The organism is Pseudoalteromonas lipolytica, assembly GCF_001306915.1.
Classification (GTDB): Bacteria; Pseudomonadota; Gammaproteobacteria; order Enterobacterales; family Alteromonadaceae; genus Pseudoalteromonas; species Pseudoalteromonas simplex.
The window spans coordinates 258,426-285,246 of record NZ_LJTC01000005.1; the positions used below are offsets into that span (position 1 = coordinate 258,426).

At 42.0% G+C, this 26,821-nt stretch carries 20 protein-coding genes; 5 read left to right on the plus strand and 15 right to left on the minus strand.

Features of this window, described 5'->3' with window-relative positions; genetic code table 11:
• Window positions 1–2: 2 nt before the first annotated feature.
• From AOG27_RS09405 to AOG27_RS09430, 6 genes are all read right to left on the minus strand, one after another.
• On the minus strand, window positions 3–212 hold the full coding sequence (locus tag AOG27_RS09405; RefSeq protein WP_054552764.1) for a hypothetical protein: 210 nt from the start codon (window positions 210–212) through the stop codon (window positions 3–5).
• Window positions 213–509: 297 nt separating this feature from the next.
• On the minus strand, window positions 510–857 hold the full coding sequence (locus tag AOG27_RS09410) for a hypothetical protein (RefSeq protein WP_054552765.1): 348 nt from the start codon (window positions 855–857) through the stop codon (window positions 510–512).
• A gap of 217 nt (window positions 858–1,074) precedes the next feature.
• Window positions 1,075–1,530, minus strand: coding sequence for a hypothetical protein (locus tag AOG27_RS09415; protein ID WP_054552766.1), 456 nt, complete (start codon window positions 1,528–1,530; stop codon window positions 1,075–1,077).
• Window positions 1,531–1,882: 352 nt separating this feature from the next.
• Window positions 1,883–2,569, minus strand: coding sequence for a hypothetical protein (locus AOG27_RS09420; protein ID WP_054552767.1), 687 nt, complete (start codon window positions 2,567–2,569; stop codon window positions 1,883–1,885).
• Between the two features lie 28 nt (window positions 2,570–2,597).
• Window positions 2,598–3,125: a hypothetical protein gene (locus AOG27_RS09425; RefSeq protein ID WP_054552768.1), complete on the minus strand. Its 528-nt coding sequence runs from the start codon at window positions 3,123–3,125 to the stop codon at window positions 2,598–2,600.
• Window positions 3,126–3,280: 155 nt separating this feature from the next.
• The gene (locus AOG27_RS09430; protein ID WP_054552769.1) at window positions 3,281–4,465 is read right to left on the minus strand and encodes an NAD(P)/FAD-dependent oxidoreductase; all 1,185 of its coding nucleotides are present in this window, start codon (window positions 4,463–4,465) and stop codon (window positions 3,281–3,283) included.
• A 323-nt stretch (window positions 4,466–4,788) separates the two neighbouring features.
• Here AOG27_RS09430 and AOG27_RS09435 point away from each other — a divergent pair, with 323 nt between their 5' ends.
• Window positions 4,789–6,924 carry a S8 family peptidase gene (locus AOG27_RS09435; protein ID WP_054552770.1) on the plus strand — a complete coding sequence of 712 codons (2,136 nt, stop codon included), beginning with the start codon at window positions 4,789–4,791 and terminating at the stop codon, window positions 6,922–6,924.
• A gap of 84 nt (window positions 6,925–7,008) precedes the next feature.
• Here AOG27_RS09435 and AOG27_RS09440 read toward each other — a convergent pair whose 3' ends face one another.
• The 5 genes from AOG27_RS09440 to prlC form a co-directional block, all read right to left on the minus strand.
• The gene (locus tag AOG27_RS09440; RefSeq protein WP_054552771.1) at window positions 7,009–7,482 is read right to left on the minus strand and encodes a peroxiredoxin; all 474 of its coding nucleotides are present in this window, start codon (window positions 7,480–7,482) and stop codon (window positions 7,009–7,011) included.
• Between the two features lie 107 nt (window positions 7,483–7,589).
• Window positions 7,590–9,515: a methyl-accepting chemotaxis protein gene (locus AOG27_RS09445; RefSeq protein WP_054552772.1), complete on the minus strand. Its 1,926-nt coding sequence runs from the start codon at window positions 9,513–9,515 to the stop codon at window positions 7,590–7,592.
• A 117-nt stretch (window positions 9,516–9,632) separates the two neighbouring features.
• Entirely contained in the window at window positions 9,633–10,388 is a 756-nt protein-coding gene (locus tag AOG27_RS09450) for a class I SAM-dependent methyltransferase (RefSeq protein WP_054552773.1), read from the minus strand.
• 43 nt (window positions 10,389–10,431) lie between these two features.
• A complete protein-coding gene (locus tag AOG27_RS09455) occupies window positions 10,432–11,610 on the minus strand; it encodes a response regulator (RefSeq protein ID WP_054552774.1) in 1,179 nt (392 codons plus the stop codon).
• 107 nt (window positions 11,611–11,717) lie between these two features.
• Complete coding sequence (gene prlC / locus AOG27_RS09460; protein ID WP_054552775.1) at window positions 11,718–13,769, minus strand: oligopeptidase A; 2,052 nt, start codon at window positions 13,767–13,769, stop codon at window positions 11,718–11,720.
• A gap of 151 nt (window positions 13,770–13,920) precedes the next feature.
• Between prlC and gorA the strand changes: the two genes are divergently transcribed.
• The 4 genes from gorA (at window position 13,921) to AOG27_RS09480 (ending at window position 19,180) form a co-directional block, all read left to right on the plus strand.
• Window positions 13,921–15,282 (plus strand): glutathione-disulfide reductase, encoded by a 1,362-nt coding sequence (gorA, locus tag AOG27_RS09465; RefSeq protein ID WP_054552776.1) that lies wholly within the window; start codon window positions 13,921–13,923, stop codon window positions 15,280–15,282.
• A 121-nt stretch (window positions 15,283–15,403) separates the two neighbouring features.
• Window positions 15,404–16,444 (plus strand): helix-turn-helix domain-containing protein, encoded by a 1,041-nt coding sequence (locus AOG27_RS09470; protein ID WP_152967132.1) that lies wholly within the window; start codon window positions 15,404–15,406, stop codon window positions 16,442–16,444.
• A gap of 205 nt (window positions 16,445–16,649) precedes the next feature.
• Window positions 16,650–18,323 carry a hypothetical protein gene (locus tag AOG27_RS09475; RefSeq protein ID WP_161804347.1) on the plus strand — a complete coding sequence of 558 codons (1,674 nt, stop codon included), beginning with the start codon at window positions 16,650–16,652 and terminating at the stop codon, window positions 18,321–18,323.
• 125 nt (window positions 18,324–18,448) lie between these two features.
• Window positions 18,449–19,180, plus strand: a complete 732-nt coding sequence (locus AOG27_RS09480) for a glutaredoxin family protein (RefSeq protein ID WP_054552779.1) — start codon at window positions 18,449–18,451, stop codon at window positions 19,178–19,180.
• 54 nt (window positions 19,181–19,234) lie between these two features.
• On the opposite strand, the gene tldD is transcribed toward AOG27_RS09480, so the two are convergent.
• From tldD to rng, 4 genes are read right to left on the minus strand one after another with little or no spacing between them, the layout of a single operon-like run.
• A complete protein-coding gene (gene tldD, locus AOG27_RS09485; RefSeq protein ID WP_054552780.1) occupies window positions 19,235–20,674 on the minus strand; it encodes a metalloprotease TldD in 1,440 nt (479 codons plus the stop codon).
• Entirely contained in the window at window positions 20,671–21,501 is an 831-nt protein-coding gene (locus AOG27_RS09490; protein WP_054552781.1) for a carbon-nitrogen hydrolase family protein, read from the minus strand. Before AOG27_RS09490 ends, tldD begins: the two co-directional genes overlap by 4 nt.
• Window positions 21,491–25,348 carry a YhdP family protein gene (locus AOG27_RS09495; RefSeq protein ID WP_054552782.1) on the minus strand — a complete coding sequence of 1,286 codons (3,858 nt, stop codon included), beginning with the start codon at window positions 25,346–25,348 and terminating at the stop codon, window positions 21,491–21,493. The genes AOG27_RS09490 and AOG27_RS09495 overlap by 11 nt, the downstream gene beginning before the upstream one ends.
• The gene (gene rng, locus AOG27_RS09500) at window positions 25,348–26,820 is read right to left on the minus strand and encodes a ribonuclease G (protein ID WP_054552783.1); all 1,473 of its coding nucleotides are present in this window, start codon (window positions 26,818–26,820) and stop codon (window positions 25,348–25,350) included. The genes AOG27_RS09495 and rng overlap by 1 nt, the downstream gene beginning before the upstream one ends.
• Between the last annotated feature and the right edge of the window lies 1 nt (window position 26,821).

Here is a 26,821-nt window from a genome sequence, read left to right on the forward strand (position 1 = left end):
TTTTAATCATCAATAAGGTCGTAAGATAATTCTGCTTTCTTAACCTCAAGTTCCAACTCTTTTGTATATGGCAGTCTTACAGTATTTCCCACAAGAATTTCATTCACAGTGGTCTTTGCCTCTGCAATCGTCATTTTCAACTCTCGACGCAATACCTTATTAAAAGATATTTTTCTAAAGCCCGTGGACCACTTCGTAATTTCAATAATCATTTTCTTCCAGCTTTATACTTACTGATCTAGGTGTTTACATACACATGGGCTTTTGCTTTTTGCCACTACCTCGCCCATGGCGTCAGAAAATAATTTAGCTTAACCCCAATGGTTTTATTTAACTACTTATCACCTATCATATGCATGAAAAATAAATGGGTAACCTTATAGTTGTCTAGTTTAGGGGCTAGGGGCTAGGAGCTAGGTGCAAATATAAGATATCGAGTTTCTTCTTTGAGTCACTGTTTATTAAGAACGAAACCCTAGAGTGCGAAGCTTAGAATTCAAACTATGTCGTCAAATATTTAATAAAGACCCATCAAACCAAACATCAACATAGTCTCCTGCGATTAAAAACCTATAACCCGGAGGTAGCGCAAGATACTTTTTAATATCAGGACACCACTCACCTAAATGAGCAACATGAAGAGGAACGAAAAAATCAGGTTCTTCAGAAAACTCTTCTCCCCCCCAAATGTACCAACCTGTTGCATCTCCTTCAGGGGAGTGTCTTAGTCCATTAATAGGAATAACCCCTTGCTTGACGTTACGAGAAATCCCAACTTTCATATCTTCGGGAGATGATACAAAGTCAGCATTAAATTCATTACAGACCAATCTTTGAGTTTTTGTAATTTCAGTCATTATAAATCATGCTCCTTTTACTGCGCTTCAAACACATGGGAGCAGGTTTTGCTTTTGTCACTACCTCACCCATACCAGAAAACGTTTTTTCATTGAGCAGCTTAGCCAGTCTTGAAAACAAAATCCAAGCCACCACAGCTAGAAAAAACAAAGCCCCGCTAGTGCGAGGCTTTGGATTCAAAATTCTCTGAGGATGTCCCGTTAAGCTAAGTAAAAGTTATTTTGAATTTCTTATTATTAACTTTTCTTCGCTTATAACTTCAGATGGAATGTCAGAGAAAATAAACAACTCATCTCCCAAATTAAGTATACTGCTTTTGCTTCTAGAAGTTTCAAAAAATAGACCTATTACTGATTTACAGTATTCTGAATATACTTCTGATATTTTAACGAGGCGACTGCCTACCAGATTATTTAGATTACTATCAGTTGGAAGCTCTGCAATCACATAATCGCCCAATTCTTCCATTTTAATTTCTTTTGGATGCTCTGAAGTTATATCTATTGATTGCCCATTTCTTGCACACTGGATAGTTAGCAATTCTTCGTTATCAAATTTCAGGCAAACTTCAACAGGGTGTTCAAAATCAACCTCGTCTTCTATTTTATGAAGTAGCAATAAAATAGAGGTAACTTTACTCCCAGAATATTTGTTCAAATTTTCATTTATCATAGTCTATTGTTTTCCCAAAGCATTTTTTACAGAAGTGTTTTGATTTACCCCATCCTTTAAAATTGTAACAAACTCATTTTTAGGGGTGGTAACAACAACATCATTGCCTTGAATTCTAAAGTTGACGTCACCTCTTGAAAATTCATGGGGTCAGGTCTTTCTTTTTGCTACTACCTCGCCCATGGCGTCAGAAAATAATTTAGCTTAACTCTAATGGTTTTATTTAACTACTTATCACCAATCATATGCATGAAAAAATAAATATGTAACCTTATGTAGTCTTGTCTAGGTGCTTGGTGCTTGGTGCTTGGTGCTACAAGCATAGTTTGACTTTTTATGAATGCGATAGATTTTATTCAGCGCACTTATCATCACTGACTCGTATGAAGCTAAGCTCTTCGTTAATCTGCTGCTTTAGAGAATCATTGGAGACTTTTTGTATATTAGTCCTAAGCATTTCTAGCGCGTAATCACCTTCAACAAGCAAAAGAGAGCTTAATGCAGAAGATCCAACAAAGGTATTTTGATTGTTAATCAATAGCTCAATCAACATATCAACATCTTCACGTTCGCCTAATAACCCGAGCCCACTGATTGCAGAGTTTTTTAAAACATTCTCATCCGAGTTAATCATTTCAATGATGTACTTACGAGCACGGCTTTTATTCACGTTAGCATCAAAGCATCTATTCTTAAGGTTTAACCTCCACGTTAAAGAAGATAAGCGAATTAAGTTGTCATTTAGCAAGTGCTTTTGACTCGTATTATTCCAAATATTATTCAAAACCGTATTGTATATTTCTGGATTAAACCCTCTACTAGACCAACCGATTGATATTGAGTTTGCAACAGAAAATACAGCAGCCCTATAACGTGTATCCCAGTAAGAACCAAGCTCTATATTTTGCACTGAGGTATCGGCTTTCAATATCGCTTTTTCCAAATCTGATGGCCACTGCCAACTAACATCATCAGCGTGCGAATGAAATGTAACCACCAGTAGAAAACATAAAAATAAGTAAGCTTTAAAGCTGTTCATAGAATAATAACCGAATAAAAACAACAAATTAAAGTAACTTGAATTTAAGCCCAGATATTTCAAACTCTTTTATTTTTTTTACTAAATAGCCTGACATTAATGGATAGTGACCTTTCATATTAGTTATTAGAAAAATAGGATCTTCAGACTCATTAAAGTATTTGAAGCTATAACGCTTAATATCGAGTTTGAAACCATTCAGCTCTACAAAGTCAGAATCATCTTCATTTAGTACATTGATTTCTTTTGTCACAGAAAACAAATATAGAGCTTCACCATCTAGCATTAATTCCGACCAAAACCCGCAACCACTCAATAAATCGTTTAATTTATTATATGCAACTAGGTCACAAACTAAACATTGAGGATGAAGCCAATAGAAGGAGTTTTGCGAAAAGCCTCTTCGTCCTTGAAACTCAACTTGTAACACCTTCCCACATGGTAATGGATTTTGAACTGATAGAGCCGTCGAAAATAAAAAACTCGTTTCTGAGGTATCAACCGGAGTAATAAATTCATCTTCATATTCTGGATAAAATTTATAAACTTTATTCATCTATTACTCCATTAATAACAGCCACGCGCTGAAGCACGACCTACAAGCAAGTGCTAACCTAGCACCTAGTTCCTAGAGCCTAGCTCCTATGACCTAACCACTAACACCTTTCCCCTTGCAACTCGCAACTAGCAACTCGCAACTCGCAACTCAAATCAACAATACTGCCCTGCTGCAAAGCCACAGCTCCAGGCGTATTGGAAGTTGTAGCCGCCTAGCCAGCCGGTGACGTCAGTGACTTCGCCGATGAAATAAAGGCCCGGTGACTTTTTCGCTTCGAAGGTTTTTGAGCTTAATTCGTCGGTTTCTACACCGCCAAGCGTTACTTCGGCTGTTCTATAACCCTCTGTGCCGTTTGGTTTAATTTGCCAATTGTGAATGTAGTCATGTAACGCGTCGATTTGCGCATGGCTTAGCTGGTTTACATTGCAATCTGGGATCGCTTTCGTGTCGTGCAGCATTTCAACAAAGCGTTTTGGTAAAATGGTCGCTAGGGTATTTTTTAGTGACTTTTGCCCTTGGCTTTGACGCCAAAGCTCAAGCTGCTGTTTTAAATCGAGCTCGGGTAACAAGTTGATGTACACAGTTTGCCCTGCACGCCAAAAAGAGCTGATTTGTAAAATAGCTGGGCCCGAAAGGCCGCGGTGAGTAAACAAGATGTTTTCTTTAAACTGGGTGCCATCTTCACTGGTAACCAGACAAGGAATGCTGATCCCCGATAACCCATCAAAGCGATCTTTATCGTGCTGGTGCAACGTAAATGGCACTAATGCCGCCATGGTTGGTAACACTGTTAAACCAAATTGCTCGGCAATTTTATAACCAATTGGTGATGCCCCAAGCTTAGGCATGGTTAATCCGCCCGATGCGACAACTAACGACTCGCATTGATAGCTATCTTGCTCGGTAATAACTTCATAACCCGCATCGGTTTTTGTCACGCTGAGTACTTCGTTACGCAGCGCTATGTTAACACCTGCCCACTCACACTCAGTTAAAAGAATGTCAACGATATCTTGTGCGCTGTTATCACAAAATAGCTGACCCAGCGTTTTATGGTGATACGCCAAGCCGTGACGGTCCACCAGCTCTATAAAGTCATGTTGGGTATAACGGCTTAAACACGATTTTACAAAGTGAGGATTGCCACATAAGTAGTTGTCTGGGCTTGCGTTTTCATTGGTGAAGTTACAACGCCCGCCGCCGCTGATTAATATTTTACGGCCCGGCTTCTTGCCCATATCAAGCACAGTAACATTGCGACCACGGTAGCCTGCTTGTGCAGCGCACATCAAACCTGCGGCGCCGGCGCCAATCACAATTACATCTACTTGGGTCATTAATCATACTCACTAAAAAAATTTAGCTGATTATAACAAGTTATTGTCGCTGCGGTGTTAACACAGCGGTGTTTTTACAAAAAAGATAAAACCAAAAAACGAAATAAAGTAAAAACTCAAAACCATAAAATTATAACTTTATTATGAGAAAACAATCAAAAAACACCATAAAAAGACTGATTTAGACGTCTATACATTTAGTTATAACCAAAATAGAGACAACCATAATAAAACGATATTTTAACTAAATTAACATATATTTTACCTTTGTCCCCCTTCACGAAAAACATCGTGGAGATTTACATAACAATCTAGGGATCATTATGACAACTAACAACAACTTGAAGAAATGCGCAATTGCACTGAGCTTGACTGCGTTGTTTGGAACAACAGCAGCTATGGCTACTCCAGATCAACTTATGTCACCATCTATGCAGGAAACTGCAGCTAAATTACAAGGCCAAGAAGGCTTTGGTACTCAATTTATCATCAAGTATAAAAACAATAGTGATGAAATGATGACCATGTCGGCAGCAGAACAAACGCCGACTATGATGAACAAAAAAGCAAAAGGCTTTATTAAAAACTTCAGCAGCAAAAAAGGTAAAGTAAAAGCACAATACGTTCGTGCAATGGCGATGAGTAATCACCACGTAATGCGTGCTGATAAAAAACTATCAGCTGAAGAAACCCAAGAATTTATGCAAGAAATGGTCGCTTCTGGTAACGTTGAATACATCGAAATCGACCAAATGTTAAAGCCATTTGCAACGCCTAACGACCCTCGTTATGACGACCAATGGCACTACTACGAGCAAGCGGGCGGTCTTAACCTTCCTACTGCTTGGGATACAGCAACGGGTAGCGGTGTCGTTGTAGCGGTACTTGATACTGGTTACCGCCCTCATATTGATTTAAATGCTAACATTCTTCAAGGCTATGACATGATCTCTAACGTGTCTGTAGCGAACGACGGCGGTGGTCGTGATAGCGATGCACGCGATCCGGGTGATGCAATCAGCGCTAACGAATGTGGTTACACACACAGTGCACAAAGCTCAAGCTGGCACGGTACACACGTTGCGGGTACTGTTGCAGCAGTCACTAATAACGGTGAAGGTGTTGCCGGTGTTGCTTACAACTCAAAAGTAGTGCCAGTGCGTGTACTTGGTAAATGTGGTGGTTTAACTTCTGATATCGCTGACGGCATCATCTGGGCATCGGGTGGTTCAGTTTCTGGCGTACCAGCAAATGCTAACCCTGCTGATGTTATTAACATGAGTTTAGGTGGTAGCGGTTCATGTAGCTCAACAACGCAAAATGCAATCAATCAAGCGCGTAACAACGGTTCTGTAATTGTAATCGCTGCAGGTAACGACAACGATAACTCTGCAAACTACAACCCTGGTAACTGTAATGGTGTTGTAAACGTTGCATCTGTTGGTCGTAACGGTGGTCGTGCATACTACTCAAACTACGGTAGCAACATTGACGTTGCAGCACCGGGTGGCGCACAAAGCTTTGCGAATGACTCTGAAGGTGTGTTATCTACTCACAACTCAGGCTCTTCAAGCCCTAGCAGTGATTCATACCACTACTCACAAGGTACATCGATGGCAGCTCCACATGTTGCGGGTGTCGCAGCATTAATCAAACAAGCTAAGCCATCAGCAACACCTGATGAAATCGAAAGTATCTTAAAATCGACAACTCGTTCTTTCCCAGCAACATGTACTAGCTGTGGTACAGGTATTGTTGATGCGGCAGCCGCGGTTGCAGCAGCCTCAGGTACAACACCGCCACCACCAACGGGTAACGTATTAGAAGATGGTCAAGCACTAACTGGCTTAAGTGGCTCTGCTAGCAGCCAAACTTTCTATACAATGGAAGTGCCAACAGGTGCGACTAACGTAACCTTCACAATGAGTGGCGGCTCAGGCGATGCTGACCTTTACGTTCGTGCAGGTAGCGCACCAACAACATCAACCTATGATTGTCGCCCGTATAAAGGCGGTAACAACGAAGTATGTTCTATCGATAACCCAACAGCAGGTACTTACCATGTAATGCTGAATGGTTACTCTGCATACTCAGGTGTTAGCCTAGTAGGTGATTTAACAACTTCTGGCGGTGGTTCAGGCTCAGGTTCACCACAAGCAGGTGGTGGCACAGTAACAGATATCTCTGCAAGTGCAGGCCAATGGAAGCATTACACTATTGATGTTCCTGCCGGTATGGCAAGCTTTACAGTAACGACATCAGGCGGTACTGGCGATTCAGACTTATTCGTTAAGTTTGGTAGCCAACCAACATCATCAAGCTATGATTGTCGCCCTTACAAAAACGGTAACGCAGAAACTTGTACGTTCAGTAATCCACAAGCAGGTACTTGGCACTTAAGCTTAAATGCTTACCGTACTTTCTCGGGTGTTACACTGGATGCGCAATATCAACCTTAATAGTTGATCTCCTAAGTCACCCCCAGGGACTTTCAGCCGGACTTACGTCCGGCTTTTTTGTACTAACTTAAGCACGAATTGCTATTAAAGCTTTTCTAGCACAGCTTCAGCGCGGCTTACTACAAACTCTTTGTCTTGTTCAACAAACAGCCCTGTTACAGTTTGGTTTTCAACGATCATTGCATAACGTTTAGAACGTATACCACCAAAACCAGCTGTGTCTTTATCTAAACCAAGTGCTTTGGTAAAACTTGCATCACCATCTGCTAACATACGAATATGCTCAGCGTTATGAGCTTCACCCCATGCTTTCATTACAAATGCATCGTTCACCGATACACAGTAGATTGCATCAACGCCTTTAGCAGTAATTTTATCGGCCAGGGTAATAAACTCAGGTAAGTGAGCATTAGAACATGTTGGTGTAAATGCACCCGGCACGGCAAACAACACTACTTTTTTATCTGCAAATAATGCCTCTGTTGTTAAGGTTTGCATGCCTTCGCTAGTTAATTCACTAAGGGTTGCTGTAGGTATAGTTTGGCCTTGTTCGATCATCGTAATTCCTTGAAAGAAAATAAGAGTACAGAGTATATACCTAAAAAATTGAATACAGCATGATTTTAAGGACAAACAACGTAAACCATTGCTCGCCCTTTGGAGGGTTATAAACCTAAGCTGGCTTTAATGGTATGCATTTGCTCTTGTAGGCGATGCTGAATATCACTAACCAGAGAGTTTGATTCGCTTACCTGCCCTTTCATGCTTTGCATTGATTGACTGAAGTTTTCGAGTAAGGCGTTTTGCTGTTTAGCCAGCTCCATAGCATCAAACGCGACTTTATTAGCATCTTGCGCGTTATCGGCAACGCCTTCTGAGTTACGTTTAAGCTCTTGAGCATTTTGTGTTTGCAGCTCGGCATCAGTAGCCAGTGCACTAATTTGCTCCGATACCATGGTGGAGTTTTCACTTAAGCGGTTTAACTGATTGTGAATATCATCAAGTGACCCCTGCGTTTGTCTGGCAAGTTTTCGTACTTCGTCAGCGACCACCGCAAAGCCTCGGCCATGCTCACCTGCACGCGCCGACTCAATCGCTGCATTCAGTGCTAATAAGTTTGTTTGCTCAGCAATATTTTTAATCACCTCAATAACTTGACCCACATCATCAACGCCTTTTAATAGCTCTTTTAAGCTATCTAGGCCTTGCTCAACGCGTTCTTCAGTACGAGAGCTTGCGGTTAACATGCTATCTGCAAAGCCTAGGCTCTGCTCCATCGCACCAAAGGTTTGTTTGGCGTTATCAGCAACTTGACCATTGATGTTATTAACCTGTTCACCAATGTCTTGAATATCAGTAAGTAAACTTTGGTTTTGTTCAACCTGAGAGTGGCTAGCATCAGTTTGCTGGGCAATCGTATGTAAGTGCTCGCTCATCTCTAGCATAAAGTCATTAATAACCTTAAGCATTTGTGCTCGTTCTTCTGCTTCACCACGCTGGCGCTCAATCAATTGATTAAAGTAATGGGCAATTTCACCGACTTCAGTTTTCGGATTTTTACTCTCAATGTTTTTAAGCTCATTACTCTCAATTAAGAAAGCAAAGCCATCACGCAATTGACGCAGCGGGTTAAGCACTTGGTTACGCTGTACGAAATACACACCCGCTGCTAAAACCACCAGCATGCCAATGGCTACACAAAATACGATAAACACTTGCTGCTTAAGGTCGCTCTGTTCATCTTTTAGCTTTTGCTCTGCACCGAGCACCGTTGTAGACAAGGCGCCGATTTGCTCGCGCAAGGCTTGCATACCGGTTTGACGCTGCTCTGCTTGCTCAAGAGTGGATGCTAAATCACGTGGGAAGCGTTTGGGCCAGCTACTTAACTCAGCTTTTATGTCACCGGCCAAATCTTCTGCTTCTTCGCCAAAAAATAAAGCGTCTTCATCCACTTCGCTCATTACACCTAAATTTTCGAGTTTATCGATTTTAGCCCCAAGCGCATTTAGGTTTTCAACACTTTGATTGAGGCTGTTTTTAGTGTCTTGATCAAAGTTGATCACTAACTTATAAGTGTACAAAGCAAGTGAAGTGACTTCGCTGTAGTAGTCAGCAGCTAGTTGGTAATACTCAAGTGCAAGCGTTGTTTGCGGCTCGGCTTTACTTGCATAGCTAATTAATGATGAAGCTGAACCTGCCATTTGTCTTAACGAGTTATCGAGCAGTGCCATTTCGTTACCCGATAGCTTACCTAAAGCGCGATACTTACCGTTGATGTCTTTATCGAGTGCTGTTAGCTGGCTATTAAGCTGACTTGCAAGATCACTAGGCAACTTAGCTAAATGCTGCTTTTTAACATCACTTATCAGCGTAGAAGCTTTATTTAAGTGTTGGCTGTCACCTTGTTCTAAATAATCATCAAGGTAGCTTTTTAAATCAATAATGATAGTGTTTTTTAGCTTGTTATAAGCGTTATCTTGTTGCTCTAAACCGAATAAGGTTTGACTTGCCCAAAACAGAGTGGCTGCTAATAAAATACTAGCGAGAGTAAGTAAAACGGCCAATAGCCGAGTAAATGATGACACGCGCATAAACGATATTCCCAAGTAACGTTGCGCGCGTAGAATATTAACCTTTTATGACAATATGATGAAATGCCACCATAAACAACTACACGAAAAAACCAGATACATCCAAAAACATTAGATTTAAACCATTGCCGCTTTTACATATACATCAAAGCGGTTCTTTTTGGTTTTGATTTGCATACTCGGGGTTTTGTCATTTAAAAATGGCGCGTAATCAGGCCGCTTCACAACCACTCGCTTACTAGCAAGCGGATAAGCAAACTCTAATAGATCATCGGCATCGCTATCTGAGCCCACAAGCTCTTGGAATACTCGCATTTCTTTTTTAACGAGGGCTGATTTTTCACGATGAGGAAACATAGGATCTAAGTACACAACATCAGGAGTATCACTACATTGCGCCAGTAACGTATGACTAGAGCCAAACACTAAGCTCATGTTTTCTTTCATCCAAGGGCCAATTTCTGCATCGTTATAGGCGCGTTCTAGGCCATCAAATAATAGCGCGGCAACTAGTGGATGGCGCTCATGTAAAATCACTTTACAGCCTAGTGATGCCAGTACAAAGCCATCACGACCAAGGCCTGCGGTGGCATCAAGCACCACTGGTGTGGCACCTTTATTTAACCCTACAGCCTTTGCTATAGCTTGCCCTTTACCTCCACCAAACTTACGGCGGTGAGCAGCAGCACCCGTTACAAAATCAACGTGGATTGCACCTAGCTTAGGTTCGTCCTTTTTTTTCAAGCTAAGACCTTGGTCGTCATAATGAAGCGAAAAGCCCGCATTCTGCTCAGCCCACTTAGCTAAACCAAAACGCAACTCTATTGCATCTAAATAAGGGCGCATTTCTTTAAAAGGACAATGAATTACCACACAAAACTCCGAGCTATATTAATCGGCGTCAGTATAGCATGGCTTAAAATAGCTCGATATCCGTTTGTGAAGTGACATCTTCAGTGTGACTAGGCTCTGCCATTTTTTGCAAACTGGCGAGAAGATCACTACGCGCTTCAATAATGTGTTTTAACTGATATTTTATAAACGCTAAATCATCATTGAGCGAAGAAAATAATAACTTAGTCTGCTCTAGTTGCTGTAGATGAAAAGTTACTTCATCACTACTCGACAAATTGCTTTGTGCGACTGACTTATTTAACTCATCCAATTGCGCAGCTAGTTTTTCAACCGCTCGTTCGCGTGAGTCACTGTTTTGATACATTTGTTGAGATAGTTCATTAAAGGCATTCCCAATTTGCTGTGCCTGAGTCAGTGCCCGCTCATTAATTTCCATATCTTGAACTTTTGCGTTTGTGACTTCGAGGATGTGCGGGAATAAATCTTTATAACGACCATAAAGTTGGGCATCATCTAATGGCATGTTTTTGACTAACATTGACACTTTAGGGTAATTAATAATGGTGCGGTGGCTAAAATCAACAAAGCGATTCGCATCACGATGTTTTTCAAGTAACTCCTGCTCTAAAGGACATACTCCACCTTCTGCACAGCAAAACACGCCAACATCGTGATACCAAAACGCCAGCACGACATCAAGCTCCATCGGGTTAAAAAACTCAAACATATGCTCAGATAACGCTTTGATATCATGCGCATGATAAGTCTGCCCAACGTAGCGCATGATGCGTCCCATATCACCTGAATCAGTCATCGCTATTTCGGCGGTTATTTGCGCTCGCTCAACGTCACTGGTTAATTTTTTTGAATGCTGGCGGTACTGATATAACACACGAATTCGTGCCATCAGCTCTTCAGCATTGAATGGTTTTACAATGTAATCAGCTGCACCTGCGTTATAGCCTTTTACACGGTCTGGTAAGTCCGCTTTACCCGATAAAAACATCACAGGAATATCTTTAGTTTGCGGGTTAGCTTTTAATTCGTTACACACCTCGTACCCTGATTTAGCAGGCATTTCAACATCAAGTAAAATAATGTCTGGGCTGTACTTTATCGCCTGTCTTAATCCTTCTTCACCATTTTTAGCATGGATCAACGTGCAAAAGCCCGATAGTGATTCTTCAATCACATGATGGACATACTTATCATCATCAATGGCTAATACAAGTTTTGACATACTTAATTCCTGCAACTGTTTTTAAAAAGAATAGTACGCAAGATTGAATTTGCTAAGAATTATTAATAAAAAAGCGCCTTACGGCACTTTAGTTTAAGTAATGTGTATTATGCTGCAATACCACTATGTCTTAATAGTGCATCAACTTGTGGTTCGCGTCCGCGGAACTTTTTAAATAGCTCCATAGGCTCTTCGCTCCCCCCTTTTTCTAAAATGTTCTTTAAGAAAGCTTCGCCCGTTGCTGGGTTAAAAATGCCTTCTTCTTCAAATTTAGAAAACGCATCGGCCGAGAGTACTTCAGCCCATTTATAAGAGTAATAACCTGCGCTATAACCGCCTGCAAAAATATGGCTAAAGCCATGCTGGAAACGATTAAACGCTGGCGCTTTAACAACAGCCGTTTTACTGCGTACCTCATCAAGTGTTGCTTGAATATGACATGGCTCACCCGCTTTGTAAGTATGGTGAATAGTAAAATCAAACAACGAGAACTCAAGCTGACGCAGCATTTGCATACCTGATTGGAAGTTCTTCGCCGCAAGAAGTTTATCTAGTAACTCTTTTGGTAATGGCTCATCTGTTTCGTAATGACCCGAAATAAAGCTCAGCGCTTCTTCTTCGTAACACCAGTTTTCAAGGAACTGACTTGGTAACTCAACCGCGTCCCATGCAACACCGTTAATACCAGCCACTGGCGCAGCATCTACTTGTGTCAACATATGGTGAATACCATGACCAAACTCATGGAATAACGTAGTCACTTCGTTATGCGTAAACAAAGCAGGCTTATCACCCACTGCTTTATTAAAGTTACACACTAAGTACGCAACAGGGGTTTGTAATTCGCCGTTTGCACGTACTTTTCGACCCATGCAGTCATCCATCCAAGCACCGCCACGCTTGCGATCGCGGGCATATAAATCTAGATAAAAACGGCCACGTAAAGTATTGCTACTATCGTAAATTTCGAAGAAACGTACATCAGGGTGGTAAGTATCAAACTCTGTCACTTCTTTAACACTAATACCAAATAAACGATTAACTGTAGTGAATAAGCCACTTAGAACTTTATTGGCTGGAAAATATGGGCGCAGCACTTCATCAGAAATCGCGTACTTCTCTTGCTTGAGCTTTTCGCCGTAGTAAGCGTAGTCCCACGCAGCCAGTTCAGTCACACCGTGCTTATCTTTTGCGTAAGCTGTTAGCTCAGCAAGCTCTTGCTCAGCTTGTGGCTTAGACTTAGCAGCTAAATCTTCTAAGAATGAGAAAACTTGCTCTGGCGTTTCTGCCATTTTAGTCGCCAATGACATATCAGCGTAGCTGTTAAAACCAAGTAACTTGGCAAGTTCATGACGCAGGGCAAGCTCTTCGCTCATAATAGCTGAGTTATCAAATTCACCAGCGTTAGGGCCTTGATCAGAGGCACGCGTCACAAACGCAGTGTAAAACTCTTCACGTAACTCGCGGTTATCAGCATAAGTCATGATTGGTAAGTAAGATGGAAAATCTAGCGTGAATACCCAGCCTTCTAGCTCTTTGCTTTTAGCTGTATCAGCACCTAGTGCTAACGCAGACTCTGGTAAACCAGCCAGTTCGCTTTCATCTGTAATATGCTTTTGCCAAGCAAGAGTTGCATCCATTACATTGTTACCAAACTTAGAGGCCAGCTCAGATAAGCGCGCACTGATTTCGCCATAACGCTTTTGTTGTTCAGGCTTTAAGGCAATACCAGATAGCTCAAAATCGCGCAGTGCATTAGTAATGGTTTTTTGCTGGGCAGTCGTTAGTGTTTTAAATTCGTCACTGCTGTGAAGTGCGTTGTAAGCATCGTACAAACCTTGATGCTGACCAACAAAGGTTGAATACTCAGATAACAACGGCAAACATTGCTCATAGGCTTCACGTAGCTCGTCGTTATTAACGACAAAATTCATATGTGATACCGGTGAAAATAAGCGTGATAACTTGTCATCAGCTTCTTCAAGCGGAAGCACCAAATCATTCCATGTGTATGATTTGCTTGCCAGTACCTCATCTATTTTGGTACGACACTCAGCAATCGCCGCCTTTAATGCTGGCACTACGTGTGCTGGTTTAATTTTAGAAAACGGCGGTAGCCCTTCTAAACCAATGAGCGGGTTATTTTCTGCAATTGTCATTTTCGTTCTCAAATTTTATGCGAAGATGGTTTTGAAGTTGGGGCGAATTGATGAAATACAAGGGGCTTAACCTTGGTCTTTATTATGCTATTATCAACTTATTACTAAATCGATTAATTAATAAAAAGTTATCTATTTTTGAGGACAAACTATGGCTCAGCATTTTGATTACATTGCAATTGGTGGTGGTAGTGGCGGTATTGCCTCTGCAAACCGTGCAGCAATGCGTGGCGCAAAAGTCGCTCTTATTGAAGCAAAACACATGGGTGGCACCTGTGTAAACGTGGGTTGTGTTCCAAAGAAAGTAATGTGGCACGGCGCACAAATTGCTGAAGCAATTAACGCATATGCACCTGACTACGGCTTTGATGTTGAATTAAAAGGTTTTAGCTGGGCTAAATTAGTTGAAAGCCGCGAAGCGTATATTGGCCGTATTCACCAAGGTTACAACAAGTACTTATCTAGCAATGGTGTAACTGTAATCAATGGCTTTGCTAAGTTTGTTGATAACAAAACAGTTGAAGTAAACGGTGAGCTATACACTGCTGACCATATCCTTGTCGCTGTTGGTGGTCGCCCTACTATTCCTAACATTCCAGGCGCTGAGCTTGGTATTGATTCAAATGGCTTCTTTGAGCTAGACGCACAACCTAAGCGTGTTGCTGTGGTTGGTGCAGGCTACATTGCCGTTGAAATCGCAGGCGTACTTCATAGCCTTGGTACAGAAACACACCTGTTTGTTCGTAAAAACAAACCACTACGTACTTTTGACCCATACATTGTTGATACGCTTGTCGATATTATGGCAAAAGAAGGCCCAACTCTTCACACTGAGTGCACACCTAAAGAAGTAGTTAAAGAAAGCGATGGCAGCTTAACCATTCACTTTGAAAATGGTCACAGCCAAAACGTTGATGAAGTTATTTGGGCAATTGGCCGTACACCAACAACTGACAAGATCAATCTTGCTGCGGCAGGTGTTGAAGTAACTGAAGCTGGTTACGTTAAAGTAGACGAATTCCAAAACACCACAGCTGAAAACGTATACGCAGTTGGCGATATCATCGAAAACGGTATCGAACTTACGCCAGTAGCCGTTAAAGCAGGTCGTATTTTATCAGAGCGCTTATTCAATAAAGAACTACCTGATGATTTAAAAATGGACTACGAGCTAGTACCTACTGTGGTATTCAGCCATCCACCAATCGGCACAATTGGTTTAACAGAGCAACAAGCGATTGATCAATACGGCAGCGATAACGTTAAAGTATATAAATCAAGCTTTGCAGCAATGTACACAGCGGTTACTCAGCACCGTCAAGCATGTAACATGATGCTAGTGTGTGCAGGCGAAGACGAAAAAGTTGTTGGCTTACACGGCATTGGCTTTACCGTTGACGAAATGATCCAAGGCTTTGCCGTTGCAATGAAGATGGGCGCAACCAAAGCAGACTTTGATGCTGTTGTGGCTATTCACCCGACGGGCTCAGAAGAGTTTGTAACGATGAGATAAGCTCGCGTTACGAATCAATGTTAAAACCTTGTGGTGCTGCCACAAGGTTTTTTATTGCCTATGATTACAAAGTGAGGGGGAGTTGTTAAACTCAGCTAAAAGAATAAAAACGTAAACTACTTTGCAATCAATCACTTTATTCCCTGTACACCTTGTACAGAGTATCTTTCTGTTCCAAATGTTATTTGGTGCATTATTAATTAATAGCCAAAAACAAAGTCGTTCCTTGGTGCTGCTGTTTGCATTTCAAGGCTGTGTGTGCGCCTTTAACCTGCTAGAAGGGTTAGGGTTTTCTAGTTACTTAATTACCCCTGCATTTACATTACTGTATGGGCCTATGATTTACTTTTTTACCTTATCTATAACAGGTAAACAGCCCTTTAAAACATCACACTACGCGGTTCACTTAATTCCTGCGGCTATTTCCTTGGTCTTTACCCATTACACGCAAGCGATCATTTTACTTGGTTCGCTCAGTCAACTTGGCTACTTTTACTTTGCTTATGGCATTTTAAAGCGCTATCACAAACAACTTATGCATGCGCGCTCAGATGCTGAGAGCCTTAAATTAAAGTGGCTGATCAAAGCATTATTTATTTTTGCCATTATTGTCGTATTTGATTTGCTGCGCATGAATGTGCAACCAATCACGCCGCTCGATTTAAAGATGCACTGGTATTTATTAAACGAAATACTGTTACTGCTAATGTTTAGCTTTTTGTTGTTTCACACCATCAAAAATAGCTTTCAATTCGAACCAGTCACATTGCCTGAAGAACCCGAAGCTGAACAAACTGATTCGGCTGACGAGCAACTAGCGCAGCAAATTTTCTCAACCATTGATAACTTGGTTATTAACGAATCGCTTTATCGACAACCTAGGCTCTCACTAAACGACTTAGCAAATCAAACCGGGCTCGGTAGTAAAGAAATATCTTGGGCTATTAACAGCTCTACGGGGAACAACTTTTGTGAGTACATCAACCAGCATAGAGTGAATGATGTTAAACGCGAAATAGAGCAAGACTCACCTCAAAAACTCAGCCTGATAGAGCTGGCATTTCAAGCAGGCTTTAATTCTAAATCGACTTTTAATGCCGTGTTTAAAAAAGAAACGGGATTAACACCGAGTCAATTTAAGAAGCAAACGCAAAAGAATTAGCTCATAAAACAGACAAAAAACGTCCTAAATCCTGTTTTAGGACGCTTTTTTACAACTCAAACGCTAATTTAAACAAAAAACAACTTTGAGACTCCTGATGTACAAGTCCTATTTTTTACTACTAACTTTGTGCCTATTAATAAACTTTTCGGGTTTTGCTTTAGCAACGAATCACTCTTTAGAGGTGACGAATCAAGCTTTAAAAGTGCAGCCAAGTCGTGTTGGTGCAAGCGATCCAATCGCTTACTTTCAATCGAAAACAGCAGCAATAGAATTTGCTAAACAACAAAACTGGGCTCAGGTGAATAAACTCACAAAAATGCTCATTAATGAATATCAACACGATGGCGATACTTGGTATGTACTTGGCCTCAGTTATTTTCAATTGGCCGATTACCAAAATGCCAGCAATGCTTTGCAACGCGCACTTGCAATTGGGACTAGCTTAAAAGGCATTCCTAATGGGGCCAGTAACCCAAACGATTTAATGGTTAAAATTGCAGAGGCATACGCAGAGCTTGATAACCAACAGCAAGCCGAGTATTGGCTTAAAAAAGCACTAGCAGCAAGATGGGATGACCGCCCAACACTTGCTGGCACCAGCTTATTTAAATCTGGTATTAACCCTTACTTTGAACGCTTTGCACAATCAGCCAGTTATAAATCACTTGCAGGTAATAATTTGGATACTGAACTCAATCGAGATCAAAAATGGCGCGCCGATTTAGCGTTTTTAGTTTCAGAGATCAAACGTTTACACGTGGCAATGTATCAAAACATGAGCTCACAACAGTTTGCAGAAAAAGTAGCTGAGATTGATAAGTCGATTCCTATTCTAACCGATCAGCAAATTGTTTTTCAGTTTATGGAGCTAATTGCATTACTTGGCAATGGTCATAATCTATTGATCCCAGCATGGGGTGAAACAGGCAACTTTCAGCAACTACCATTTCAGTTTTATCAATTTAGTGACGGTTTATACATCAGCAAAGCAAGTAGCGATTACCAGCAATATGTTGGTTATAAAGTTGAGGCATTTGCCGATACACCCGCCCAGCAAGCTCTTGAGTTAACTAAACGTATTAATGCTCGCGATAATGAAATGCAAACCCTTTGGTTGGGTCCCTATTATTTAAGTTTGCTTAATGTGCTAAACGGGCTTGGCATTAGCAAAGGGAGCGAGGTAACACTTACGCTCAGCTCACCACAAGGCGCTATCACCACAGTTACACCAGCGCTCAAATCAATGCAATTTGCAGGTTTTCCTAAGTTACCAAAACTTGCTGAGCACCCTACGCTTAGATACTTAGCAAAAAACAATACGCCGTTTTGGAGCGAACAAATCAAAACGAATAAATTACTGTATGTACAATTCAATGATGTGCGAAATAACAAAGATCTCACCCTTGCTGAATTTGCCATGCAGCTACAAACACAAATCAAACACGATGACATTGAGCATCTGGTATTGGATCTTCGCCATAACAGTGGTGGTAATGGCTCGCTCACCCCGCCTTTGGTGGCAACGGCCGCATTTTTTAACGTATTAAAACCACAAGGAAAGCTATTTATATTAATTGGCCGCAATACGTTTTCGGCAGGCCATGATGTAGCTGTAAAGATTGCCAATATAGTGCCAGCGATTTTTGTAGGTGAGCCATCAGGCACCCGCCCGAATGTGGCAGGTGAAGCTGGCTGGTTTAACCTGCCATACAGTAAACAAACAGGCCTTATTTCGAGCCAATTCCACCAGCAAAGCCGAGCGGAAGATCATCGAATCTGGTTAGCGCCCGATATGCCAATTACACTTTCTGCAAAAGACTACTTTGCAGGTATCGATCCGGTAATGGATGCTGTTTTAACTATAACTAAGCAATAACCAGTGCTGGCACAAACCTTGTAACTGTTAATAAAGTAACCAGTTATAGCAAGAGTTTGCTCTTGTTTACTGTGTAATTAAGTAGTTATTACGCAGTAAACAAGGCATTTTTACAAGGAGGCACTGTGTCTAAGTCTGCAATTTTATATCGCATGGTGACCGATGAGCATATTTGCCCATTCGGTTTAAAATCAAAAGATTTACTAGAGCGTCATGGTTACGATGTTGATGATCGTCACTTAACCAGCCGTGAGCAAACTGACGAATTCAAACAGCAGCATGATGTAAAAACCACACCACAAACCTTTATCAACGATAAACGCATTGGTGGTTACGATGATTTACGCGACTTTTTTAATCTGCCCGAGGCTGGCCAACAAGGTACCAGTTATACCCCTGTTTTAGCCATTTTCGCAGTAGCTATGCTACTAAGCTGCGGTTTCACTTATGCCAGTGGTGAGGCTTTATTTTCTATGAAGAACCTGCTGCTGTTTGTTGCATTATCCATGGCGGTATTAGCGATACAAAAGCTGCAATACTTATACAGCTTTTCTAACTCATTTATTACCTATGACTTACTAGCCATGCGTGTCGTGCCCTACGCCTATGTTTATCCATTTATAGAGGCGTATGTAGCGATAGGTATGGTGGCTAAATTACCCGCCTTAGCTGTAGCACCATTTTCACTATTTATTGGTGGTATAGGTGCGGTATCAGTTATTAAGGCTGTGTATATCGATAAACGAGAGCTTAAATGCGCCTGTGTTGGTGGCGACAGTAATGTGCCGCTCGGCTTTATATCACTGAGTGAAAACGTATTTATGATAGCCGCAGGTATATGGATGCTAATGAGCTAATACAAAAACGCGAGGGATTACCCTCGCGTTCATTTTAACTATTATTGAGGATTATTAAGCCGTACCACCCACGGTTAGGTTATCAATTTTAAGGCTTGGCTGACCCACACCAACGGGTACGCTTTGGCCATCTTTACCACACACGCCAACGCCTTTATCAAGCGCTAAGTCGTTACCTACCATCGAAATTTGCTGCATCACTTCTGGGCCATTACCAATCAGTGTTGCGCCTTTGATAGGTTGCGTGATTTTACCGTTTTCAATTAAGTAGGCTTCAGAGGCACTAAATACAAACTTACCTGACGTAATATCCACTTGGCCGCCACCAAAGTTAGGCGCGAAGATACCTTTTTTCACTGAGCTGATGATATCAGCTTGGCTGTGCTCGCCACCTAACATATAGGTGTTGGTCATACGCGGCATAGGTAAATGAGCATACGATTCACGGCGTGCGTTACCAGTAGGGTTAACACCCATCAAACGGGCATTTAGCTTATCTTGCATGTAGCCCTTTAAAATACCGTTTTCAATAAGCACGTTATACGCAGCTGGTGTCCCTTCGTCATCCACGTTCAATGAACCACGGCGATCAGCAATGGTGCCATCATCCACGACTGTACACAGTTCAGATGCCACCTTTTGACCTACTTTACCGCTAAACGCTGATGCGCCTTTACGGTTAAAGTCACCTTCTAGGCCATGGCCTACCGCTTCGTGTAGTAACACACCTGGCCAACCTGCGCCTAGCACAACTTCCATGCTACCGGCAGGTGCATCGATTGCTTCAAGGTTTACTTTTGCTTGGCGAACAGCTTCTTCGGCGTATTCCATCCAACGCGGTTTGCCATCGACTAATTCTTTAAAATAGCCATAATCTAAACGCGCACCGCCCCCTGCACCACCGCGCTCACGGCGGCCGTTCTTCTCCAGTAACACTGAGCAGTTTAAGCGAATAAGCGGACGAATATCGGTGGCAAAGGTGCCATCACTTGCAGCAATTAACACTTCTTCATAAACCGCCGACATTGAGCTGATCACTTGCTCAGCATCCGGTGCTAATTGACGAATATAGTTTTCAAGTTCGCGTAGCAGGCTTACTTTGTCATCGTTGCTCATGCTTTGAATTGGTTGATGCGGCGCATACTGTTGTTTAGCAGCTACATCACTGAACACCTGAATTGTTTTGTTTTCGCCAGCATTGGCAATGCTGCGCGCTGCCGTTGCAGCTTTGTTTAACGCTTCAAGGTTAATCGCATCTGAGTATGAAAAACCGGTTTTTTCACCGCTAACAGCACGCACACCCACACCACGCTCAACGTTGTATGAGCCTTCTTTTACTAAACCGTCTTCAAGCACCCAAGATTCGTGGTGACTCGATTGAAAATACAGGTCGGCATAGTCAACTTGGTGCTGATGAATAAAAGCGAGCGTTTTTTCTAATTCTTCTCTTGTTAATTGGCTGTCATGTAATAAATGCTGTTCAACCGTGTTCATAATAAATGCTCTCTAAATCGTTGCTGAGACTGCACAGGCATGTCTTGGCGAATTGTATTCAAGCGGTTTAAATCAAGCTCATGGCTGATAAACCCGGTACCAGAGGCAAGCTCACTGAGCGTTTCTCCCCATGGTGAAATAATAATGCTGTGGCCATATGTGTGGCGGCCATTTTCATGCTCGCCCCACTGCGCTGCGGCAACCACATAGCATTGTGTTTCGATTGCCCGCGCAGCTAATAAAATATGCCAATGAGCAGCGCCGGTGACTGTGGTAAAGGCACTGGGCACTAAAATAAGCTCAGCCCCTTGGCGCTGCATGGCGGTGAATAAGCCACTAAAACGTAGATCATAACATACTGCTAAGCCAATTTTACCAAATGGCGAGTCGACCACCACAATATCATTGCCTGCTTGCGTCGCATCAGACTCTCGGTAACTGCGGGTAGTGTCGGCTACATCTACATCAAATAAATGAATTTTATTGTACTGCGCAACCACATCGCCTTGGTTGTTAAATAAAAACGAGGCGGCTAAATACTTACCATTTTGCTGCGAAACAGGCAGGGTGCCAGCGGCTAACCAAATATCATGTTGCTTGCATAAATCGGCAAGTTTCGCTTTATATGCCTCACTTTGGTGACCTAATTGATAGCTTGCTTGGCTTTGCTTACTAAAGATCAAAAAGCTTTCCGGTAAACACACTAGCAATGGCCGAGTTGCAGGTAACTGATTCAATGTCTCTGCTAAAAAAGCGAGATTTTGCTCAGCATTCATACTTGAGCACATTTGTACTGCAACAACCTGTGGGTGAGGATTAGCCTTCATTATTATCTAAACTCGCTGAAGATGCGGCATCTTTTAATTTTAGTTGCGTCGACGACTGCGGCTGGCTTTGCGCGGCTTGCGGTAACGTCACTTCACGGCTCTTACGATCAACTTCTTCGACAACAGGATCGTTCATACTGCCTGTTACTTTAAAGTTGATCTCTGAGATCACCCGCGCTGAGTGAATCACTTTGTCGATTGCCAACGCAGCAAGACCACTTACCGGATTAACCATCCATGCCACAATCACTGGAATACTCGACGTTACCTGCGGCGCAACCGCTAGGTCGTAATCAATTTCAAAGGTATTTAAGTTTGTATGGCCTTTAATCGTTAAATCAGCAGGCACACCATCAAGTTTGGTATCTTGAGTGTAAGCAATGCCCTTTTCTAGCTGCATCGTGCCTTGCATGCTGTTATAGAAAAAGCCTTTGGAGAATACATCCCTAAAGTCCAGTTTCAACTTACGCACTAACGAGTCTAAACTCAGTAATGAGAATACTCGCGCACCACCATCACTGATCTCAGCAAGGTGCCCTTCACCTAAACGCCAATCTAACTCACCGGCTAAACTTGGTACATCAAAGCTATAAGGGGCGCCTTGCCATGCAAGATCAAACTTAATATTGGCGTCAGAGTCTTTTACTGTAGTAGTGATATCAAACTCATCAAATAGCGCACCAATATCGTCACTTTGTAAGTTACCACTAAAGCGTGTTTGCCCATCGGCAAATTGCCCTTTACCGCGCAATACGTGATCGCCTTTGTCGATAACCAGCTCAGTAAACAAAAGTTTATCGTTCTCCCCAACTAAGCTACTTTTAATTTTATCGAGCTGATACTCAGCGACTTTACAATCTTCACAGTTAAACTCGATGGCTGGGACTCGGGTTAACCAGCTTAAATCTTCAGGTTCAGTGCTTTGCTCTGTTTGCTCTGCAACTTCGTTAAAATTAATACGCAGATAGTCAGTAAAAATTTGAATTGGTCTGCGTGTTTCACCGGTTGGGATCAGTGCATCGGCACGTAATTCTTTAGCATTTAGCTTTAACTCTAAATCTGATTGTTTTGGCGCTAAGCGAAATTCAAAATCATTAAAGTCGATATTGTGTAGTGCCAGTTTATTAAATTTGCCCGTTACGTTGTTGAATGCAGGCATCACACTTGGCGCATCTGACTTAACTTTGGTAAGCGCAATAATTTGATCAATTAAGCCAAACCAAGGCACTATTTCGGTTTCTGGTAAATCAATAGATACCGCAAAACCTTCACGGTTCAAACCTAAATCTTGATCTCCTAGAATTAGGTGGGCATTACTAAATTTCTTTTCGCCATTATCTAAAATCGCATTAAAAAATAACTGCTCATCAACATTTGCGGTGATCAAATTAGAAATACGGTCGCCCTGCACGACCGCAGTTAATGGCCATTTCTGCTCTGCGCCTTTGTTATAAGGTGCAGGTAGTTGGCTAGTCACACCGATTAAATTACCACTCACATCGGCGCGGTAATTAAAGTCATTCGGTAAAAAGTTAAGCGACACATTAATATCAACATCACTTTGACCGCTTAAGTAACCGGCCAGTAAACCATGGGCCTGTTCAATTAAAGGCTCAGCTTCAAGCGCTAACTTTATAGCAATTTCAGCGCGATAGTTATCAGCCACACTTTCACTGTTATAACTTGCAGTGAGCGGCATACCCATCCAATCTGCTTTGGCATTTTTTAAGTCGATTTTATCGTTGTTAAACTTAACAATACCGGTCATGTGATTAAGTGTGATCCCAGGCTGTGCAAGGTAAATCGGAATATTAGCTAACTCAACTTCACCAATCGCATCAACATGACCTGATTCTAGATCTACTAGTAATTCAATTTCAGCCTGCGCTTCCCCTTTAGCTTGAACTACCTGAAATACATCAGCTAACGGTTTTGCTAACGGAGTCGCAGAAAAGAAGGGATTAAGCTTATCGCCATGGGCGCGTTTATTAATAGCAACTTTTAAGACATCTGCATTCATTAAATCGGCAATACTGACATGCACGCTATCGCCAAGGACTAGATTAACCAGCTTGCCCGACTTGCTATAGATATCCATGCGCTCATTTTCGAAATGTAAAATGACGTTGGCATCTTCAACTTCTGGCCAGCTTGGTGAAAACTTATAGTTCGCGTTTTCAACATTCGCTAACACTTCAAATTGACCTTGCTGCTCTTTGAACGGAAATCCTTTAAATGGCCCTGAGAACAACACTTGCGCTTTATTTACTTCGCCACCTTTAATGGCTCCATTGAGGTAGCTAACAAGGCTTTTGCTCATGACAGGTAACGGAAAATAATGCCCTGCGACTTTGGCATCAGGGGCATAGGCTTCAGCATATAAATCTAACCGCGGTTCATCAGTCAGGCTGAGCATCATCTCAGCAGCCACAGTTACTTCGTCGTTATCAAGCCAAATATTATCGCTACTAATGCGCCAGCCATCATCGTAATGATGAAGGTCTAGTTCTACATTTAATTGGTTATAGGCAATATCTTGGCTAAAGCTGCCGTTTGTTAATAGTTGATTATTCTCGCCATAAAGCTGAATTCGCCCAGCTGATTGATTAATTAAGCCATTAACGCGGATAGCTTGCCCACCTGGAACACCTTGCAGCGACAGCCAATTAATTTGTTCGCCCTGAAACCAAAGTTGCCAGTTATCCTGCTGACCTAACTCAAGGTAGGCATCACTTAACTGACCATTGGGTTGACGAGCTAAAAACGGGGCAAGTACTTCAAAGTTACTTAACTGCGATAACTTGGCCAGCAATGCAAAATCAAATTGCTTTAACCAAATTTGATTTTTATCGCCAAGCTGAGCTTCAAATTGTAAGGTTGGCCATTGTTTTAAATCGCTTTCAAAGGTAAGTCCGGTGCTTTTTAAGCGCCAGCCACCTTGCTTTGGAAATAAATGAAAACCACCTTCGCTTAAACTAATTTGATGCGCTTCTTGGTTTTGTTGCCAGTTGATAAAACTCGGTAGCCACTGCACTTTTACATCGCTGATCAGGCCTTTATCAAGGCTAAACCAAGTTTGTAAGTTGATGTCTGAATTAAGATGCTGCTTGTCGGTATTAATATATTGTGCCAGCCATTTAGATACATCAACGTTCGCCGCTTGCACATAGATATCACCTGCCATGGTTTCGAGGGTCGACCCATTCAGCGCCATACGGGCGTCAAAGCTACCAACAGAAATTCCTGGTAACGCTAATGTACCTGAGCCTTGATGTTGTTCAGGGGTATTTTGCCAGACAATGTTTTCAAGAATGAGCTTACGCTCTTTACCATCATTGAGGATAAAGTTAAGGCTACTATCTTGCACTGCAAAGTGCCCTGTTTCACCAAGAAACAAACCTTCGATAAGTTCTTTTTGCTCAAAGTTACCTGATTGTTGATTATTGCCTAAATCAAGCATCGTTGGTAAATCGACATCAGCATGAAAACCATTGATCACAAAGTAGCTCGATTTAAGCTGACGGGTTTTTACCGATTCCCATAAGTTAACTTCAAGGCTCGCTTTATCAATGGTGAGTGCAATGGGTGAGGTTTGGTTATCTTCAAAGGAAATATCTTCGATGACTAAGGCGGGCCCTTTCCCCTGCCAACTGGCTGAGATTGAGCCAATCGCTAAATTTACATCAAAACGTTCATACAAAAACGCTTCAATGTCATCTTTATAGTCATTCGCGTATGGCAGTGAATACTTTACCACAGAGACAATTACGGCCAGCAGTACGAGAGTAATAGCAAATACTTGCCATAACTTACGTAAACAATAAAAGCAGACCGTTTTTGCCTTCATTACATCATTACCACATCAAACTGTTCTTGGTTGTATAAACTTTCTGTTTGAATACTGACTTGCTTACCAATAAATAGTTCCAGCTCAGCAAGGTTGTGATACTCATCATTGATCAATGCTTCACTTACCGAAGGCGCTGCGTAAACCATGAACTTATCAGCTGCATAGGCACGGTTTACCCTCACGATTTCACGCAAGATTTCGTAGCAAACCGTTTCGACCGTTTTTTGCGAGCCGCGCCCTGAACACGCTGGACACACATCACAAAGAATGTGCTCCAAGCTTTCGCGGGTGCGTTTGCGGGTCATCTCTACTAAGCCTAGTGCAGATAAGCCATTTATGTTGGCTTTTGCACGATCTTTTGCAAGCGCAGATTCAAGTGAATGCAATACTCGGCGTTTGTGCTCATCACTAATCATATCGATAAAGTCGATGATAATGATGCCGCCTAAATTACGTAAACGTAGCTGACGAGCAATCGCTGAGGTTGCTTCGATATTAGTATTAAAAATGGTCTCTTCGAGGTTACGGTGGCCAACAAACGCACCGGTATTTACATCAACGGTTGTCATCGCTTCGGTTTGGTCGATAATTAAATAACCTCCCGATTTAAGCTCAACTTTACGATGTAGTGCTTTTTGGATCTCGGTTTCAACATCGAATAAATCGAAAATAGGTCGCTCACCCGGGTAGTATTCTAATGCTCCCGATAACAGCGGCACAAATTCTTCAGTAAATTCTTTAAGCTCTTGATAGGTTAGTTTTGAATCAACACGAATACGCTCCATGTCTTCACCTACGTAGTCACGTAGAGTACGAAACGCCAGTGTTAAGTCTTCATGCAAGATACTTTCTTTACTGGTTTTTTTGCGCTTAGTGACGATTTTTTGCCACAGCTTTTTTAAAAATTCCGCATCGTGACGTAGCTCTGCTTCAGATGCACCTTCTGCTGCGGTACGAACAATAAAGCTGCCGTCATCATCACCATATTCAGCAACAATTTTCTTTAAACGCGAACGTTCTTCTTCGGTTTCAATACGCTGGCTTACACCTACATGTGTTGCATCTGGCATAAACACTAAATAACGAGAAGGAATCGTGATATCGGTTGTTAAGCGCGCGCCCTTGGTACCTAGCGGGTCTTTAACCACTTGCACCATGATATGTTGACCTTGGCGCACAAGCTCTCGAATATCTTGTACTTTTTTGATTGGCTGTTCGTCAACGCCTTCTACAATTGAGGCACTGTTTACAATGTCTGATGCATGTAAAAAGGCGGCTTTCTCTAAGCCAATATCAACAAACGCAGCCTGCATACCCGGTAGTACGCGGCTGATTTTACCTAGGTAAATATTGCCCACGATCCCAAGGTTGCCAATTCGCTCTAATTGGATTTCTTGCAGTACGCCATTTTCGATAAGCGCAACGCGACTTTCGCTCGGTGTAACGTTGATCAGTAATTCGGTGCTCATG

Excerpts from the sequence above, each read along its gene's own strand:
- AOG27_RS09440 (WP_054552771.1), bottom strand. The coding sequence starts at position 7,482 with ATGATCGAACAAGGCCAAACTATACCTACAGCAACCCTTAGTGAATTA.
- AOG27_RS09415 (WP_054552766.1), bottom strand. The coding sequence starts at position 1,530 with ATGATAAATGAAAATTTGAACAAATATTCTGGGAGTAAAGTTACCTCT.
- rng (WP_054552783.1), bottom strand. The coding sequence starts at position 26,820 with ATGAGCACCGAATTACTGATCAACGTTACACCGAGCGAAAGTCGCGTT.
- prlC (WP_054552775.1), bottom strand. The coding sequence starts at position 13,769 with ATGACAATTGCAGAAAATAACCCGCTCATTGGTTTAGAAGGGCTACCG.
- AOG27_RS09495 (WP_054552782.1), bottom strand. The coding sequence starts at position 25,348 with ATGAAGGCAAAAACGGTCTGCTTTTATTGTTTACGTAAGTTATGGCAA.
- tldD (WP_054552780.1), bottom strand. The coding sequence starts at position 20,674 with ATGAACACGGTTGAACAGCATTTATTACATGACAGCCAATTAACAAGA.
- AOG27_RS09445 (WP_054552772.1), bottom strand. The coding sequence starts at position 9,515 with ATGCGCGTGTCATCATTTACTCGGCTATTGGCCGTTTTACTTACTCTC.
- gorA (WP_054552776.1), top strand. The coding sequence starts at position 13,921 with ATGGCTCAGCATTTTGATTACATTGCAATTGGTGGTGGTAGTGGCGGT.
- AOG27_RS09405 (WP_054552764.1), bottom strand. The coding sequence starts at position 212 with ATGATTATTGAAATTACGAAGTGGTCCACGGGCTTTAGAAAAATATCT.
- AOG27_RS09435 (WP_054552770.1), top strand. The coding sequence starts at position 4,789 with ATGACAACTAACAACAACTTGAAGAAATGCGCAATTGCACTGAGCTTG.
- AOG27_RS09430 (WP_054552769.1), bottom strand. The coding sequence starts at position 4,465 with ATGACCCAAGTAGATGTAATTGTGATTGGCGCCGGCGCCGCAGGTTTG.
- AOG27_RS09410 (WP_054552765.1), bottom strand. The coding sequence starts at position 857 with ATGACTGAAATTACAAAAACTCAAAGATTGGTCTGTAATGAATTTAAT.
- AOG27_RS09455 (WP_054552774.1), bottom strand. The coding sequence starts at position 11,610 with ATGTCAAAACTTGTATTAGCCATTGATGATGATAAGTATGTCCATCAT.
- AOG27_RS09490 (WP_054552781.1), bottom strand. The coding sequence starts at position 21,501 with ATGAAGGCTAATCCTCACCCACAGGTTGTTGCAGTACAAATGTGCTCA.
- AOG27_RS09420 (WP_054552767.1), bottom strand. The coding sequence starts at position 2,569 with ATGAACAGCTTTAAAGCTTACTTATTTTTATGTTTTCTACTGGTGGTT.
- AOG27_RS09425 (WP_054552768.1), bottom strand. The coding sequence starts at position 3,125 with ATGAATAAAGTTTATAAATTTTATCCAGAATATGAAGATGAATTTATT.